Here is an 18054-nt window from a genome sequence, read left to right on the forward strand (position 1 = left end):
GCGGCCGGTTATCTACTAACTTATGTAAGAAAATTTCTGTTTTCTCAAAAGCAAGGCAGAATAGTGCCCTTTGGGAGAGAGAAACAGGCAAAAAGGGAATCAAAAGGGAAAGAGCTGTCTGAAAACGAAAACGTAAGTAGCGCACACTATACACTACCTGCACTAAAAAAACACACCTAAAACCAAATGGTTTTAGATGTGTTTCTGCTACTTTTCTATTACTCTACAACTAAATCTTCAATGGAATCAATATCCATGTAAGTTGGAACGACTAGTCCTAGAGCTGTTCCGTGTAGGTTTGAACCTAAATCAATGAAATCACCATCGTATTGCTCATAGTAATCAGCGTGAGTAGTTGGCAACCATGCTCCAACAGTTGCGTCACCACTACCAGAAGCTACACCAGCCCACATTGGACCTGCATCAACTTGTGTTAATGTAACATCATAACCAACTGTTTCAAGAACGTGAGCAATTACATTTGTACTAGCAATAACATCATCCCATGCAACATATAAGAAAGTAAAATCATCACCTTCTACTGAATCTACACCTTCTGTCCAAGTTGCAACTAGATCTGCGTTTTCTTCAACGAATTGTTCTGCAGCATCAGCAGGAGACGTACCTTCATTAATTAGAGCCATTACGTATTCAATGTGCTCAGGCTCCCATTGGAATTGGTCTAAAACTTGGTAAGCGTTAGGGTGATCTTCATCTAAACCTAAACGAGCGATTGTATGAACATCTTCAGCTCCACCATACAGGTTTAAAGGATCTTCTAAATATTTAAGATCAAAGTCAGAGAATTTCCAGTGTGGGCTCCAACCTGTAACAATAATTGGTTCTTCATTTTCGTAAGCACTTGCTAATGAAGCAGCCATTGCAGCACCAGAACTTTCAATAACATTCCAGTCATCTTCAAGACCATAATCTGGTAATACTTGATTGATTGTAATGTTCATAAGCCCAGCACCTGGGTCAATACCAACGATTGTAAAGTCTACATCTTCCCCAACATGAGTAGCTGTTTCTTCTGTAGCTTCTTCCGTTCCTTCTGTCTCGTCAACCGGTGCATCTTCTGCTGGTTCTTCTCCGCCACAAGCTGCTAAACTGAAAGCTAAAGCAGTTGCAGTTGTTAAACCTAGTAATTTTTTCAACATTAATGTGTTCCCCCTTGTTTTTTCTTTCCTATATTTTGAGTGATTCGATCTAGAATAATTGCAATAATTACAATAGCCAAACCAGCTTCAAAACCAACTCCAGTTTGAATCTGGGTTACGGCACGATATACTTCTGTACCGAGTCCAGGCGCTCCAACCATGGCTGCAATAACAACCATTGATAAAGCTAACATAATGCTTTGATTGATTCCTGCCATGATCGTTGGCATGGCAAGTGGCAATTGAACTTTTAGTAAGCGTTGCTTTGTCGTTGAACCGAAAGCATTTGTCGCTTCAATTAGATCAGATGGTACTTGTTGAATTCCTAATATGGTTAAACGGATTGTTGGTGGCATCGCGAAAATAACGGATGCGAACACTCCTGGTACAACTCCAATGTTAAAGAAAAAGATAGCTGGAATTAAGTAAACAAATGCGGGCATCGTCTGCATTAAATCTAAGATTGGTGTGACAATTTGTCTAACCAACGTATTTTGAGAAGCCCAAATTCCAATCGGATCCCGATGACAATTGTGACGACAACAGCTGTTAGAACTAAGGCGAGTGTTTGAATCATATGATCCCAATAGCTAGGTTCCAAATTAATAACAGTCCGACAACTGAGAATAAGGCCATTCTCCATTTGCTCGTTTTCCAAGCAAGAAATCCAATAATTAAGATTAATAGAATTGGAGGGGGGAGAATTAAAATCCACTCAATCCCATCTACAACTCCACGCAAAATGACACTAATAAATTGAAATAATCCACTTAAGTTACTTGTTAACCATGAGACAAAGTCATCAATCATACTTGCTAATGGGAGCTTTGGAATGAAATCTTCCATTTAGTTCACCTCCCTAGTTGGATCAGTTATAAGGTTAATATGTTCTTCATCACCGGCAAGGGCACCGATAACGGCTCCTTTGACAAGGAGACCTTTTAATCTGTTTTTCTCATCTGTGACAGCAACAGGGATGGAAGCATTTGATACTTTATCAAATAGATCCGTTAACACTGTATCTGGCTTGACCGTTGTTAAATCTTTCGTAAGAACATCGCTAATTGCTTGATTTTGATCAACCGCTTTTTTGGCGTCATCAGCAGAGACAACACCAAGCAAAGTTTGCTGTTTGTCTACAACGTAAATCGATGAAATTCCTAAATCCTTCATAAGCTTTAAAGCTACACGAGGGCCTTTATCAACTTGAACCGTCTCAGCACGTTTCATAACATGATGTGCGGTTAACACTTTAGATAAATCAACATCTTCAACAAATCGCTCTACATATTGGTTAGAAGGATTCATTAATATTTCTTCTGGTGTTCCAATTTGAACAATGTTCCCATCTTTCATTAAAGCAATGCGATCACCAATTCTAAGTGCTTCATCTAAGTCGTGTGTAATAAATACGATGGTTTTCTCAACGGAAGACTGCAGATCAAGTAATTCATCTTGCATGTCTTTTCGGATGAGTGGATCTAGTGCACTAAATGCTTCATCCATAAGCAATACGTCAGGATCATTAGCTAATGCGCGTGCAAGTCCAACACGTTGCTGCATTCCACCGGATAGTTGGCTTGGATATTGATTTTCATAACCTTTTAAACCAACAAGTTCTAATGATTCCAATGCTTTCTTCGTTCGTTCTTCTTTAGGTACTCCTTGAATTTCAAGACCGTATTCCGTATTTTGAAGAACGGTATAGTGAGGAAGCAAAGCAAATTTTTGAAAGACCATACTTATTTTCTTCCGTCTCACTTCACGTAAATCTTCTTTTGACATTTTGACGACATCTTGACCATCAATTTCTACTTTTCCACTAGTGGGATCAATTAGACGATTTAATAGACGAACTAATGTTGATTTACCACTTCCAGAAAGACCCATAATGACAAAGATTTCGCCAGAATGAACATCAAAGGTTGCTTGGTTTACACCAACTGTGCAGCCAGTGTTCTTTAATATATCCGCTTTTGATTTTCCGTCCTTAAGCTGGTTGGAGGCTTGTTTGACGTTTTTTCCAAAAATCTTTGTAACATGATCAACCTTAATTTTTACTTTTTTATCGTTCATGTTTTCACCTCGTTTTTTAGCACCTTTTAATTATATAAATGTTTTCGTTTATTTCACAAAGTTCATAATACGGCAAAAACTGTATGTTAAGTTCGTAAAGTTAAAACTGAACAAACTTTCGGGACTTTATTCTTACAATCCCTCTTGAATCCTCAATATTGCTGGTAATTGCTAATTTCAACTTTCATAATTGTTATGGTAGTCTAATAATTAAAGAAGGCACTGGGAAGTGATCATGATGGGAGATAAAGAAAAATTAGAGCAGGCTAGGTCGCGTTTTATCGATTCAATGGCACATAATATGCACCTGTATGACATTACACCATCGGTCGGCCGTTTATATGGGCTGCTTTATTTTAGTGAAGAACCGATGACGTTAGATTGTATGAAAGATGAGCTTGGGATGAGTAAGACAACGATGAGTACATCTGTTAGACAACTACAGGAGTTAAGAATGGTTGAAAAGGTATGGAAGAGAGGCGTTCGGAAAGACTTATATCAATCGATTGATGATTGGTATGAGACATTTACAGATTTATTTTCTGTCAAATGGAGAATGGCTATTTCGAGCAATGTAGCTTCATTAAAAAAATCACTTGAAGAGTTAGATGAATTGATTGAAGATGAGGCAACATCGGAGCAAGTAAAGAATGAAGCCGTTATTGATAAAAAGAAGCTTAAGCATGCACTTGACTATTATGATTGGGTAGGCCGATTCGTCGATAGTATTGAATCAAAGGAAATATTCGAATTTATTCCTATGAAAGATGAATGACCGTTGAGGAATGATGAAGCTAGTGGGAGGGATAAATGAACATTCAGCTACTGAAAGTTGATTTTTTTACACAACCGACACTAGAACTTGCGCAAAACTTACTAGGAAAACTTCTATTGAAAGAAACAACAGATGGACTCGCTTCTGGTTGGATTGTCGAAACAGAAGCGTACATCGGCCCAGGTGATCGTGCTGCTCATAGTTTTGGAAACCGTCGAACGAAAAGAACGGAAGTGATGTTTGGACCTCCCGGCTATGTTTACACATATGTGATGCATACCCACTGTTTGGTTAATGTGGTAAGTGGTAAAATAGGACATCCTGAAGCTGTTTTAATACGGGCGATTGAGCCAGCCAGTGGGATCGAACTTATGTATGATCGAAGAGGTCACGAGAAGAAAGAGAAAGATTTGACCAATGGTCCCGGAAAACTAACAAAAGCTTTAGGGATTACGAGAGAGGATTACGGACTTCCTATGTTTGAACCACCTCTGTATATTGCTGAAGGAAGAGCGGTGAAAGATGTCCAGTCGGGCCCGAGAATCGGTATTGAAAACAGCGGTGAGGCTAAGGAATATCCTTGGAGATATTGGGAAGCTGGCAATCGCTTTGTTTCTAGGTAGACAAAAAAACAAGCTGACTTAATGATAGAAAAGTCAGCTTGTTTTTTTGTTTAGTCTTTTCGTGAGCCCGTTTTCCTTAAAGCGAGTAGCTGAATAAGGAGCTTTTGTATTCATTAAAAAGTTTTCGTCACAGGTTCCTCTTTTAAAAGCTTAGCGTCGAAAATGAATGGTCCAAATGGAACAACCGAAGCAATTGAGGCTAATAATCCTTTTTTAACGGACCACCTCTCCGTGAACATGACAACGGCAAGAACGACAAAGTAAAGCATAAACAAAATACCATGAATCCACCCAGTAACCGTAACCATCATTGGCATATCAAACATGTACTTAAGGGGCATCGCAATTCCAAGAAGCAGAATAAACGATATTCCTTCTATATGACTAACGAATCGAAATAGTTTTAATGTTGAACTCATCTCATCATCTCCTCATGACTAAACTAGTGGTATCGTAAACTCTATCACCCATTATAGCAAGTCTCTTTGTAGAGGAAGGGTTCATTTCGTGACAATTTCAAGAAACACGTTTCACGTCATGGTGAATACGCTATAGGCAAACAGCCTAAAGGGGGTTATGAACAACATGTATCCGGTATACCCTTATTATGACAAAGAAACAAAGTGCATAGAACAACCGATTTCATTTCCACCTCAAGAACAAGATCAGCAACCTGGTTTGGAGTATCCAATGATCCCAAACCCAATTTCGGAGAATCCTCATTACGTAGGATCTGGAAGGTTGAAAAACAAGGTAGCGATTATCACTGGTGGAGATAGTGGAATTGGAAGAGCTACAGCCATTGCCTTTGCAAAAGAAGGAGCCCATGTTGTGATAGCATATCTTAATGAACATAAAGACGCTGAGGAAACAAAGAAGCGTATTGAGGAGCTTGAACAGAAATGTTTGTTGATTGCTATCGATTTACGGCATGAAGAGGCATCGGAAGAAGTAGTGAAACAAACCATCGATTCATTTGGAAGGCTTGATGTGTTAGTAAACAATCATGCAGTACAGTTTGTACAGGAATCGATACTGGATATTACAAGTGACCAGTTAAAAATGACATTTGAAACAAACGTATACCCATATTTTTATATGACAAAGGCAGCCTTGCCATTTATGCAATCAGGAGATTCTATTATTAACAATACATCGGTTACAGCGTTTCAAGGACATGAAAAACTAATCGATTACTCAGCGACAAAAGGTGCCTTAACTACGTTCACACGCTCATTGGCTCTGAACCTTGCAGAACAGGGAATCCGAGTAAATGCCGTTGCACCAGGGCCCATTTGGACTCCGCTCATTCCGGCTTCTTTTCCGAAAGAAGATGTAAAAACGTTCGGAACAGATACACCGATGAAACGAGCAGGGCAGCCGTTTGAAGTAGCCCCCACCTTTGTCTACCTCGCATCAGATGACTCCACCTACGTAACAGGTCAAACCCTCCACGTAAACGGAGGCTGGATTGTAGGCTCCTAACCCCAAAGGTGCTTTTCCTTTGGGGTTAGGAGCCGAAGCGACCAGCGGAGCCGCCGTTATGTTTTAAGCCGTTTGAGCGAACTTCTCAAAAGGCGCACGGCGAGTGAAGCGGTCGCCAAGATGTTCGCACAAATAAAGAGAAAAAAAGAATAGGTTTCCTTTGGGGTTAGGAGCCGAAGCGACCAGCGGAGCCGCCGTTATGTTTTAAGCCGTTTGAGCGAACTTCTCAAAAGGCGCACGGCGAGTGAAGCGGTCGCCAAGATGTTCGCACAAAAAAGAAAAAAAAAGAATAGGTTTCCCTTTGGGGTTAGGAGCCTCTTTATTAGACAAAAATATAAAATTTTTAAAAAATATTAGCTTATTCCAGTTAATTCGTCAGGCGAAAGGTTCCTTTTTGCTGTTTTATCAACTAAAATAGATGTGAGAAGTTACGTTCAACAACTTGGAAGGATGGGTTTCATTTTGGATGAGCAAGAAAGAGTTGTTCCCATTTTAAATATAGTAAGAACGTTCGAGGAATTGTACGAAGTCGTTTTCTTAATGGAGCTAAAAGAAAACCAGTTTTTTTACCGGTATATTAGCTCAGAAGCGAAGAAGCTAGCTTCTCTCGATGTTGATGCTATTGGAAAGCATTTTTATGACGTCTATCCGAATTATATTGCTGATCATTTAGCTAGATTGTATAAAGAGGCAAATGATACGAAGAAGCCGGTTATTTTTGAAGATAAATTACATATGGAATCATATGATGAGGTTGCAAAGTTAGTTGTGATGCCTCTTATTGAACAAGATGGAAAAGTAACTCATTTCATTAGTTATACAGAGAAAATTCCACTAACAAATACGTCATATATGAATCAACTGACTGGTCTTTCAAGTTTCCACACGTTACTTGATCATTTAAAAGACAAGCTTCAGACACAAAAACACATGAATTCATTAGCTTTTTGCTACATAACGTTACACCGAAAAGGCAACAGCATACTAGATGTTAATGACAGCTCATTTGAAGAAGTGTATATCCTTGAATTTATAAAGAGAATGAAGAACGTCTCTGGGGAGGAGTTTCACTTAGCTCGAATAGGAGCCGAATTTCTGTGGTTAGTAGAAGAGAATGGGGACTTGATAGCAACATTAAAAGACGTTCAACAGATGATCTCCATTCCTTTTTTGCATAAAGGGAAAGAATTACTCATGGAAACATCAATGGGGATTTCTAGTTTAGGGGAACGATCCAAATCAATAACGACTTATATTGATGAAGCGTATCAGGCGATGCAGCAGGCAAAATCAGAGAAAGGCAATGCAGTTATCTATTTTGATTCTTTCACTCAATCGGAACAACTACAATCGGAATCGCGTTTAGAGGATGAACTAAAGAATTGTATTAAAAACAAGGAGTTGGTTCTTCACTTTCAGCCAATCGTAAATGCAACTACAGGGGAAGTTCGGCATGAAGCTTTGCTTCGTTGGTTCAGTTCGAAACTGGGCCCAGTTCCACCGGATATCTTTATTGTCGCTGCTGAAAAATGTGGGTTTATTAAAGAAATTGATACATGGGTCATCGATACCGTTTGTGAAAAAGTTGCTCAATCAAATGGAGAGATAGGTAAAGTTTCGATAAACTTATCAACGAAAACGTTTGAATGCTCGAAATTAGAAAGTGTATTGCTTTCAGCCTGTCATATGAATCAAATTGACCCATGTTTAATTGAATTAGAATTGACTGAGCACACGTTATTAGAAGATGAGAAAAAGCTCGTGGCTAAGTTGAATTCTTTACGTAAGGCTGGTTTTACGATTGCGATTGATGATTTTGGCATGAGGCATGCTTCTTTTAATTATTTGCGAGTGTTGCCAGTTGATAAAATAAAAATCGATAAAGCTTTCGTCCAAAATTTGCTCCCAGGTTCAAAGGAATTTCACATCATCACGTCAATTTTAGCTTTGGCTAGAAAGATCGGTGTCAAGGTGACAGCCGAAGGGGTAGAAACAAAGGAGCAAGCTACAATGTTAATGGACATATCTTGTGATGAATTACAAGGCTATTTGTTTGGGAAACCAGGACCCAATGAAGTCATAGCGAAAATGTCTAGAGTGGCTAAAAATCAATGGATAGAATTAGTACAGGAAACCTGACCATGAACCTTGACATGGACAGGTTTTTTTTGGCTAATTACCGGTTTTTGTCTGGCCATGTTATAATGAGTGCATTTAAAATTGGTTTTAAGGAAGGTTGGTTAATCCCTAAATGGAAACAACAATTACAATAAAAAAACGTTTTGCAGAAAAGATGAGACGAGGATATCCATTAATAGAACAGGCTGCAATCCTAGAACATAACCAACATATACAAGAAGGTGCAATGGTTACCGTTGTTGATGAAGTTGGATCATTTATCGGAAAAGGCTATTATGGGAAGCAAAACAAAGGAATTGGCTGGATTTTAACAAAATACAAAGATGAACAAATAAATGAAGCTTTTTTTATGACCCGAATTCAAGCTGCGTTTGACCGACGAAAACAACTTTTTGACGATCAAACCACAACGGCTTTTCGACTCTTTAATGGAGAAGGAGATGGTGTTGGGGGGTTAACGATTGATTATTATAATGATTATTATGTAGTAACATGGTATAGCGAAGGAATGTATCAATTTAGAGATGACATATACTCTGTCTTAAAACAATTGGCAACTTTCAAAGGAGTTTATGAAAAGAAGCGTTTTGCTCAAAAAGGCCAATACGTGGAGGATGACGACTTTGTTATGGGGGAAAGAGGTGAATTTCCTCTCCTTGTAAAAGAGAACGGAATGAACTTTGCCATTTACTTAAATGATGGTCCGATGGTAGGTGTGTTTCTCGACCAAAAGGAAGTAAGAAAATCTATAAGAGACAACTATGCAAAAGGAAAAGAAGTCCTTAATACATTTTCTTATACAGGGGCCTTTTCTGTGGCTGCTGCACTTGGTGGAGCCACTAAAACAACGAGTGTAGACCTAGCTAAACGTAGTCTTCCTAAAACGATTGAACAGTTTAGTGTAAATGACATTGATTATGAGGAACAAGACATTGTCGTGATGGATGTATTTAATTATTTCCAGTATGCTAAGAAGAAGGGGAAGGCTTTTGATGTTGTGATTTTAGACCCCCCTAGTTTTGCTCGATCCAAAAAGCGTACCTTTAGTGCAGCAAAAGACTATACTGGTTTGTTACAAGAGGCGATCGCGATAACAAAGAAAGATGGCGTGATTGTTGCTTCAACCAATTGTAGTGCATTTTCATTAGAGAAATTTCATACATTTATTCAAGAGGCTTTTAAAAAGGAAAAAGCAAAGTATCAAGTGTTAGAGGAGTACTCATTGCCGAACGATTTCAGAACAATAAAATCGTTTCGAGAAGGGGATTATTTAAAAGTTGTCATTATTAAAAGAAAATAGAGTAAAAGCTTTCTAGGGTTCCGCGTGTTTGAACGGACTGGTCCAAGAGGAAGCGCATAGATGTTATCTATGTACACGGAGGGAGAAAAGCCCGGGAGGTTTCTATCAATTGATAGCAACGTTTCGGGTTTTTTTATTTGGTTGTTTTTGAAAAGATTGCAGAATGTGAGGGGAAAAGAATGAATAAAAACATAGCCTGGATGTTCGTAATAGTTGCTGCTGTTTTTGAGGTAGGTTGGGTTGTCGGATTAAAGTATGCTTCAAGCCTTTTTACATGGGGGCTTACGGGAATTAGCATTTTTATTAGTTTTTCGTTGTTGATTTCAGCTGGAAAAACACTACCCGTTGGGACAGCTTATGCTGTTTTTGTTGGGTTAGGAACGGTTGGAACGGTCATGGTGGATCATATTATGTTTGCAGAACCTTTCAGCTGGCCGGTGCTTTTCTTTATTATCCTTTTGCTTATCGGTGTCATTGGCTTGAAAGTAAGTACGCCTGAAGATGAACAGGTAAAAGGAATGGAGGCGTCTTAATGGAATGGTTCTATTTAATTTTAGCTGGATTGTTTGAAATGCTAGGGGTGGCTATGATTACTCAATTGAATCGAAAAAAAGGATGGTTGCAACTCATATTGTTAATAAGTGCGTTTAGTTTAAGTTTTCTTTTTTTATCGCTAGCTATGAGCGTGTTACCAATGGGCATTGCTTACGCAGTCTGGACGGGAATTGGAGCTGCTGGGGGTGTTATAATTGGAATGGTTTTTTATCGTGAGTCAAAGCACTGGAAAAGAATCTTCTTTTTAAGCTTGATTGTGTTTGCAGCAGTTGGATTGAAACTAGTAACATAGCTACACTTTTATAGGTAAGTGTGCTATAACATTAGTAAAAAATCAATAAGGTGTTGAATAGATGAGTGTGCAGCCGCTTGTTTCCATTGTTATTCCTACTTATAATCGCCTGCTTGAATTAGCAGAATTGCTAGAATCGTTGGTGCAACAGACTTATCCTTATTTTGAAGTGATCATCGTTAATGATGCAGGAATTTCTGTTAAGGAAGTGGTTGACCTATACCCTGAACTACTTTGTAAAATCATCGATCTTCCTAGCAATCAACTTCATGTTGCTGCGAGGAATAGGGGGGTTCAGCAAGCAAGGGGAGAGTATGTCATGCTCATTGATGATGATGATTGGATTGTTCCTACACATGTAGAAAGAATGGTACGTGCGATAAAAGAAGTTGATTTTATTCATGTAGATGTGGAAATTGTGAGGTATCATGTTAAAGATCATCAGCGGGTTCCAGTTCATAGGAAGCTGTTTGCTTATACGAATGAGTTAGAAGATATGAGAAAATTCTCTACATTTGTTCCTTCAGGCTGCTTGTATCGCAAGTCAGTACATAATGAGATTGGTTACTTCGATCAAAGCCTGAAGCATTATTGGGACTGGGATTTTTATTTACGCACAGCTAAAATGTTTCACGTGAAACGTTTGCCGGTCGCGAGTGTCATTTATAATTTTTCAGATTCAACGAATAACGAGTCAAAGAAAATAGACAGCATGAGAATTCATTTAGACCGATTGTCCATCAAACATCAGTTAGGTCCTTTGCCAACAAAGAACTTTGATTTGTTGTTACAGGAACCAGAAATGAAAAAAAGAGAAGCTGCAAGTGAGCAGGTGTGGGACGGTAGTGGAATGACTTCAAGGTGGAAGCCTAAGCCAATAGGACAGTAAGGGTATGACAGCTAGTGTCATATCTTTTTTGTCATGACGGTGCTATCATGGAAGAATCAGACGAGAAAGGATGTTTCGATGCAAAAGTCAGTCGTACTAGCGGAAAAACCTTCTGTTGCCCGTGACCTCGCCCGCGTTCTAAACTGTGGAAAAAAGGGAAATGGGTTTCTTGAAGGTGATCAATATATTGTCACATGGGCACTAGGTCATCTTGTTACATTAGCTGAGCCTGAAAGTTACGGAGAGCAATATAAAACGTGGAATCTTGAAGAACTTCCGATGCTTCCTAAACGATTACAGTTAGTTGTTATGAAGCAAACAAATAAGCAATTTCAAGCTGTAAAAGCACAATTAAGGCGTAAAGATGTAAAAGAAATTATCATTGCAACGGATGCAGGAAGAGAAGGAGAGCTTGTCGCAAGGTGGATTCTTGAGAAAGCTCATGTAGATAAACCATTAAAACGTTTATGGATTTCATCTGTAACCGATCGTGCCATAAAAGAAGGCTTTGCCAAATTAAAAGATGCGAAGGAGTTTGAGGGACTTTATCATTCAGCAGTCGCTCGATCAGAAGCCGATTGGTATGTTGGGATCAATGGAACGAGAGCACTAACGACGAAGTTTCATGCGCAGCTTTCCTGTGGAAGAGTACAAACACCAACACTTGCGATGATCGCCAAAAGAGAAAAAGACATTCAAACGTTTAAGCCAGTTCCCTATAAACAATTGCTTGTCAAAACAGACAATGGCATGTCGTTTCAATGGGTTGATCAAAAAACAAATGAGCGCCGTATGTTTGATGAGAATAAGGCTGAAACCATTGCAGCGTCTTTAAAAAATAAATCCATAACGGTAGCGGATGTTCAGACAGCAAAGAAAAAGGTTCCAGCACCAAAATTATATGACTTAACAGAGCTGCAACGAGAAGCAAATAAACGCTACGGTTATTCAGCAAAAGAGACGCTCTCAACCATTCAAAGATTGTATGAACAGCATAAAGTGATTACGTATCCACGAACAGATTCAAGTTATTTGTCTTCAGATATGGTTGATACGTTAGCTGATCGTATTAAAGCTTGTGATGTTCAGCCATTTCGGAAATTGGTTTCACAGCTTAAAGGAGTGAAGATTAGTAGTCAGCTTCCTTGCATCAATGACAAGCAAGTTTCTGACCATCACGCGATCATTCCAACTGAACAGTCACCAGGACCAAACGCACTAAGTGAAAAAGAAACAAAATTGTATCGCTTAATTGTAAGACGTTTTCTAGCTAACTTTTTCCCTATAAGTGAATTCGAACAAACAACAGTGCAGGCTAAGGCTAGCAATGAATCATTTGTAATCAAAGGAAAAAGAGTGACGATTCCAGGTTGGAAAGTTGTGTTTGTTGATGAGGGATCTTTCGAAGAGGATGAGGGTGAGAGTAATCTACCAAAAGTGGAAAAAGGCGATACGCTTTCCATTAAGGATACACAGGTGATCTCTGGCCAAACGAAACCACCAGAAAGGTTAACAGAAGGAACGCTGCTAGCAGCAATGGAAAAACCGAGCGCTTACCTAGAAAGTCATCATAAGGATTTGGCGCAAACACTTGGGAAGACAGGTGGAATTGGAACGGTTGCTACTCGAGCAGACATCATTGAAAAACTATTAAATACTCATCTTGTTGAAAAGCGTGACAAATATTTACATGTGACAGGCAAAGGCAAACAGTTGCTAGAGCTCGTCCCAGCCGATTTGAAATCACCAGCCTTAACAGCTGAATGGGAGCAAAAATTGGATCAAATCGCAAAAGGTCAGCTAAACAAAGCTACATTTGTAGAAGATATGAAAACCTATGCCGCAGACATTGTTCAGTCCATTAAGCAAAGCGAACAACAATTCAAGCACGATAATGTAACAGGTAGTCCTTGTCCTGAATGCGGAAAGATGCTCTTAGAAGTCAAATCAAAACATGGAAAAAGACGAGTATGCCAGGACCCTGGATGTGGCTATAAGAAAAACATTTCAAAGACAACAAATGCTCGTTGTCCGAAATGTAAAAAGAAGTTAGAGCTTTGGGGTGAAGGAGAAGGTCAAACGTTTGCTTGTGTATGTGGACACAGGGAGAAACTATCGACATTCCAAGAACGGAGAAAGAACAACCAAAACAAAAAAGTATCAAAACGTGAAGTTAATAATTATATGAAAAAGCAAAACAAACAAGAGGAATTCTCCAATAATGCGTTAGCCGATGCGTTAGCCAAGTTGAAATTAGATAAATAAAGGGGATGTGACGTATGAAAGCGAATATGCTTCATCATGTTAGTTTGCCTGTTTCTGATTTACAAAGATCCATTGCTTTTTATAGTGACATTTTATGTTTGAAAAAAATTGAAAGACCAGCTTTTGATTTTGAAGGCGCGTGGTATGAAATAGGGGAGGGGCAGCTTCACTTGATTGTTGATGAGGGCATGCCTGACCAGCCAGAACGAGTTATTGATTCAAGAGGGAAACACTTTGCTTTGCGTGTTGAAGATTATGAGGAAACAGCAGAATGGTTAAAAAAACATAAAGTTGAGATAGTTGAAAAACCTGACAGCAAAAGTGGTTTTGCTCAGATTTTCTGTTGCGACCCCGATGGACATATTATCGAGCTACACGTTGTGCAAACATAGATAAGAGAGAAAGCCAGCTAAATGTAACTAGCTGGCTTTTTGTTTTGTTAATATTTAAATTGTTTCATTCGTTCGGTTAGTTGTTGTGTCGCGTTATTTAATAACTCAGTGGAATCAGACACGGTTAAAAGAGCTTTACGCTGTTCATCAGATGAAGCTGCAACCTCTTCAGAAGCAGCTGCAGATTGCTCTGAAACGCGTGCGATGTCTCCAATGGATGATACGACGGCGTCTTTATATTCGGTCATATTTTTTACTTCTGTTTTAATAGAGTCAATGGAAGAAATAATTTGTTCAACAACCTTCTCTATTTCTTTGAAGCTTGTTTCTGTTTCTTGGACAGCATGGTTTTGATTTTCTGTTATCGTTTTAGTTGTAGCCATTTCATGAACCACTTTATCAGCTTCCGTTTCAATGCCTTCGATCGTTTGCCTAACTTGGTTCGTTGCTTGCGAGGTTTGTTCAGCTAACTTCCTTACTTCATCAGCCACTACGGCAAAACCTTTTCCGCTATCACCAGCGCGTGCTGCTTCAATGCTAGCATTTAATGCAAGAAGATTCGTTTGTTCAGAAATGCTATTAATCGTATCAATGACTTGTCCAACCTCTTTTACTCGAGAAGAGAGGGTTTGTACAACATCTTCCACCCCTTGAATAACGCCATTAAATCCTTTTGTTTGATCACGAAGCGTCGAGATCGTTCTTGAGCCTTTCTCATTTTCTGTTTTTGCCTGATGAGACAATGTTACTAGATTAGTAGAAAAAGAGTTTACATGATCAATTTGTTTCGATAAATCGATTGTTGCAAGCTTTGTAGAATCAATCTCTTCAGCTTGTTTAGAGGAACCATTTGCAATCTCGTTGATGGCAGCTGCAACTTCATCACTTGAAGCAATGGTTTCTTCGGAAATCGCAGTTAACGATTCTGTCGAACGTGAAACCTGGTCAACAGAGTTCTGAATTGAATGGACCAAATCCTTCATTTTTAAAACCATCCGATTAAAGTCGTTTGTTAACTGTCCAATCTCATCTTTTGATGCAGAGGAGATCGAAACGGTTAAGTCTCCATCTGCTACGCGGCTAACTTGATTACGAAGCGCAACAATAGGTTTTGTCATTCGCCTTGATACTAGAAAAGAAACAACAACGGCGATCAAAATAGCAATTAAAGCAGTAAGTAAAATAACATTTCGAAGTTCATTTGCTTGGGCAAGCAATTTTTCTTCGGCAAATACAGCCCCCACTTTCCAGTTTGTATCAGCAACTGTTTCGAAAAATAGCTGTTGATTGGATCCGTTGAGTGTGTAGTCAATATGTCCTGTGTTATCACTGCTGAGCATTTGAGACACAATTGGATCTTCGCTATTATCGTCTGTCATGGTAGGGTGAACGAGGGCTATCCCTGTTTGATCAAACATAAAGAAATAACCATCATGATTTAAAGTAGTGGAGGTGACGATACTGGTTAGATTTTCTAAAGATAAATCCAAGCCCACTACACCTAGAACAGTATTTCCGGGTCCGACAACTGCTTGGGCTGCTGTAACAGTAAACTCTCCTGAACTGGCATCTAAATAAGGTTCAGTCCAAATGACTTCACCAGGATTTGCAGAAGCCTGCTCGTACCATGGGCGCACTCGTGGGTCATAATCTGATCCAACATCAATAAAAGGCTCTGTATAAAATTCGCCTTGATTTGTGCCAATATACGTAACGGCGATGTTTTCATTTAAGTCGTTAAAGAGGTTAAAATCTTGATTGATGATTTGCCAAAGAGGTTCTTTCTCTTCATCGGATGCTAGTAAAAACTCGGCAATACCATTATCATTTGCGTAGCGTTGCATGGAGGTGGAATAGTTTGTTAAGTAGAGGTCGATCTGGTTCTTTTTTTCGTGAACTGAAGTAGCACCTTCTAGCAAAACATTGGATTGTACTTGTTGCTTCACTTGCCAATAAGTAAGGGAAGAAACGATTATAAGAGTTATCGTCAACGTTAAGCAGATGAGACTAATCAGTCTAGTTTGAATAGATTTCATAGTTGTTACAGCCTCCTTTATGGATAATATTGTTATTATCCGAAATTTTCGACAAAATTTCAACAAAACTATGAAAAAAGATCTAGGAAAATGTGAGGGAAGGAGTCCTGGTAGAACCGTTTTAAATAGTAAAGGCCTGCTATGAGTTGGTGTTAGCTCTCCTAGCAGGCTTAAAAAGGGTTAAATTTTTTTGTCGAACTTTTTGAGATTCTTAAGAGTTTTTTTCATTTGGGGAGGATTCTCCCCCTCTTTATTCTAATTTCTTGAGTGGTTTTTTGGCTGGTCCTTCCATTACTTCGCCTTTGTAGGAATAGCGTGATCCGTGACAAGGGCAGTCCCATGTGCGCTCCCCATGGTTCCAATGTACTTCACAGCCCATATGGGTACATGTGGTATCCACCACATGAAGTTGTCCTTCTTTGTCACGATAAGCTCCTGCACGTTTGCCGTTAACGGTCACTACAGCGGATTCGTCGACATCAACATCATCAGGGTGAAGCTCACTTTTATCAAATTTCCCTTGTAACAATTGCTTAGCTACATCAGCGTTGTGGGTAATGAACTTTTTCACGCTTGGGTCTGCGATAAAGCGAGATGGTCGGTAGAGTGATTCATAACGATTGTCTCGTTGCATAATTAAGTCAGAAAGAAGGAGTCCTGCTTGTGTTCCGTTCGTCATTCCCCATTTCCGGTAGCCTGTTGCGACATAAATATTACGATGCGTTCGTGAAATTTTCCCGATATAAGGAACTTTATCTAACGTCACCATATCCTGAGCGGACCAACGGTATTGAATCTCACATTGAGAGAATAGTTCCATCCCATACTGTTCAAGCGCATCATAATGATATTGTGTGTTAACTCCTTGGCCTGTTTTATGTTCTTCTCCCCCAAGTAAAGCTAGCTTTTCACCATCTCTCATCGTATAACGCAAAGAACGAGAGGGGGAGTCCACACTTAAGTACATTCCATCTGGGCATTCTTCTTTTTTAACTTTTGCCGCTAAAATATAGGAACGTTCTACATACATTCGTGAAAAATACAAACCTCCACCGTCATAAAACGGGAAGTGTGAGGCAACGACTACATGGTCAGCTGTTACGCTTGCATCGTTTCTTGTCATAATAACAGGCTTTTGTTGATCTTTTATATCAACTGCAACCGTATGTTCAAAAATCTTCCCGCCATTTTCAACGATTGTATTTACTAAATGTGCAAGATATTTTAGCGGGTGAAACTGAGCTTGATTTTTCATAACAAGAGCTGATTTAACCGGGAGTTTTAATGGAATGGAATCGACCAAACCACCTTCAATACCTAATGTTTTATATGCGGCGTTTTCTTTTTCAAGTTTTGTTACTCCTCTGTTTGTCGTGGTGTACAAATACGCGTCTTCAGTTGAAAAATCACAATCAATGTTCTCTTCAGTTACAAGGTTCTGAATAAATTGGAGGGCATCGTTTGCTGCTTCATAGTAGAGTCTTGCTTTGTCTTCACCTAAATGGGCAATGAATTCGTTATAGATGGCACCGTGTTGTGCTGTGATTTTTGCTGTGGTATGTCCTGTTGTTCCATTTAAGAGGACATCAGCTTCCAGTATGGCTACTTTCAAACCTTCTTTTGATAATTGATAAGCAGTCGTAATCCCTGAAATTCCTCCACCTACAATCGCTACATCAACATGTAAGTCATTTTCAAGAGTAGGAAATGAAGGCAGATCGACAGAGTCTCTCCAATATGGTTCTGGATGATCTGGCATAGAAGAATTCGTTATTTTGTATTCATCTGACATATGTATACCCTCCGATATTTGGAATTTCTTTTCATACTATCTCCAATCAAAAGGTTTTCATGTATGACAGAAAGAACTGTATAGATTACGTAATATCGCATTTTTTAAAAAGGCCACTTTCGCATTGTTTTTGTTTCCTTTGTTGTTATGGGTAGGTGCTCTTCCTATGTCCGTTTCCGTTTCCTTGCGCTGCAGTCGCTCGCAACCGCAAGGAGGTGCTAAGTCCCTCTATAACGAGGTCAATTGAGGCCAATGGAAAAGTGCCTAACCGCCGC

Annotated in this window: 15 protein-coding genes, 1 pseudogene and 1 riboswitch; of the genes and pseudogenes, 10 read left to right on the top strand and 6 right to left on the bottom strand. The window is 39.2% G+C overall.

Annotated elements, in window-relative coordinates:
• Nucleotides 1–218: 218 nt before the first annotated feature.
• The 3 genes and pseudogenes from JCM9140_RS18730 to proV form a co-directional block, all read right to left on the bottom strand.
• Nucleotides 219–1160, bottom strand: coding sequence for a glycine betaine ABC transporter substrate-binding protein (locus JCM9140_RS18730; protein WP_034750133.1), 942 nt, complete (start codon nt 1158–1160; stop codon nt 219–221).
• Nucleotides 1160–2006: pseudogene (locus tag JCM9140_RS18735) on the bottom strand (ABC transporter permease). Before JCM9140_RS18735 ends, JCM9140_RS18730 begins: the two are co-directional and overlap by 1 nt.
• On the bottom strand, nt 2007–3236 hold the full coding sequence (gene proV, locus JCM9140_RS18740) for a glycine betaine/L-proline ABC transporter ATP-binding protein ProV (RefSeq protein WP_034750136.1): 1230 nt from the start codon (nt 3234–3236) through the stop codon (nt 2007–2009).
• Between the two features lie 238 nt (nt 3237–3474).
• Here proV and JCM9140_RS18745 point away from each other — a divergent pair, with 238 nt between their 5' ends.
• Nucleotides 3475–4011 carry a GbsR/MarR family transcriptional regulator gene (locus tag JCM9140_RS18745; RefSeq protein WP_034750139.1) on the top strand — a complete coding sequence of 179 codons (537 nt, stop codon included), beginning with the start codon at nt 3475–3477 and terminating at the stop codon, nt 4009–4011.
• A 35-nt stretch (nt 4012–4046) separates the two neighbouring features.
• Nucleotides 4047–4634 carry a DNA-3-methyladenine glycosylase gene (locus tag JCM9140_RS18750; RefSeq protein ID WP_034750142.1) on the top strand — a complete coding sequence of 196 codons (588 nt, stop codon included), beginning with the start codon at nt 4047–4049 and terminating at the stop codon, nt 4632–4634.
• 113 nt (nt 4635–4747) lie between these two features.
• Here JCM9140_RS18750 and JCM9140_RS18755 read toward each other — a convergent pair whose 3' ends face one another.
• Entirely contained in the window at nt 4748–5053 is a 306-nt protein-coding gene (locus JCM9140_RS18755; protein WP_034750145.1) for a DUF3817 domain-containing protein, read from the bottom strand.
• A gap of 166 nt (nt 5054–5219) precedes the next feature.
• Between JCM9140_RS18755 and JCM9140_RS18760 the strand changes: the two genes are divergently transcribed.
• The 8 genes from JCM9140_RS18760 (at nt 5220) to JCM9140_RS18795 (ending at nt 13951) form a co-directional block, all read left to right on the top strand.
• Nucleotides 5220–6119: an SDR family oxidoreductase gene (locus tag JCM9140_RS18760; protein WP_034750147.1), complete on the top strand. Its 900-nt coding sequence runs from the start codon at nt 5220–5222 to the stop codon at nt 6117–6119.
• A gap of 462 nt (nt 6120–6581) precedes the next feature.
• Nucleotides 6582–8258: an EAL domain-containing protein gene (locus JCM9140_RS18765; protein ID WP_034750150.1), complete on the top strand. Its 1677-nt coding sequence runs from the start codon at nt 6582–6584 to the stop codon at nt 8256–8258.
• A gap of 112 nt (nt 8259–8370) precedes the next feature.
• The gene (locus JCM9140_RS18770) at nt 8371–9558 is read left to right on the top strand and encodes a class I SAM-dependent rRNA methyltransferase (RefSeq protein WP_034750153.1); all 1188 of its coding nucleotides are present in this window, start codon (nt 8371–8373) and stop codon (nt 9556–9558) included.
• A gap of 1 nt (nt 9559) precedes the next feature.
• Nucleotides 9560–9658, top strand: a riboswitch (guanidine-I (ykkC/yxkD leader).
• Between the two features lie 91 nt (nt 9659–9749).
• The gene (locus JCM9140_RS18775) at nt 9750–10091 is read left to right on the top strand and encodes a DMT family transporter (RefSeq protein WP_156314925.1); all 342 of its coding nucleotides are present in this window, start codon (nt 9750–9752) and stop codon (nt 10089–10091) included.
• Nucleotides 10091–10405, top strand: a complete 315-nt coding sequence (locus tag JCM9140_RS18780; protein ID WP_034750159.1) for a DMT family transporter — start codon at nt 10091–10093, stop codon at nt 10403–10405. The genes JCM9140_RS18775 and JCM9140_RS18780 overlap by 1 nt, the downstream gene beginning before the upstream one ends.
• 61 nt (nt 10406–10466) lie before the next feature.
• Entirely contained in the window at nt 10467–11294 is an 828-nt protein-coding gene (locus JCM9140_RS18785) for a glycosyltransferase family 2 protein (protein ID WP_034750162.1), read from the top strand.
• A 78-nt stretch (nt 11295–11372) separates the two neighbouring features.
• On the top strand, nt 11373–13559 hold the full coding sequence (locus JCM9140_RS18790) for a DNA topoisomerase III (protein WP_034750165.1): 2187 nt from the start codon (nt 11373–11375) through the stop codon (nt 13557–13559).
• 14 nt (nt 13560–13573) lie between these two features.
• Nucleotides 13574–13951, top strand: coding sequence for a VOC family protein (locus tag JCM9140_RS18795; protein WP_034750167.1), 378 nt, complete (start codon nt 13574–13576; stop codon nt 13949–13951).
• 47 nt (nt 13952–13998) lie between these two features.
• On the opposite strand, the gene JCM9140_RS18800 is transcribed toward JCM9140_RS18795, so the two are convergent.
• A complete protein-coding gene (locus JCM9140_RS18800) occupies nt 13999–15987 on the bottom strand; it encodes a methyl-accepting chemotaxis protein (protein ID WP_034750170.1) in 1989 nt (662 codons plus the stop codon).
• A 250-nt stretch (nt 15988–16237) separates the two neighbouring features.
• On the bottom strand, nt 16238–17779 hold the full coding sequence (locus JCM9140_RS18805) for an FAD-dependent oxidoreductase (protein ID WP_034750173.1): 1542 nt from the start codon (nt 17777–17779) through the stop codon (nt 16238–16240).
• Between the last annotated feature and the right edge of the window lie 275 nt (nt 17780–18054).

The sequence above is a fragment of the Halalkalibacter wakoensis JCM 9140 genome, from assembly GCF_000513095.1.
Classification (GTDB): domain Bacteria; phylum Bacillota; class Bacilli; order Bacillales; family Bacillaceae_D; genus Halalkalibacter; species Halalkalibacter wakoensis.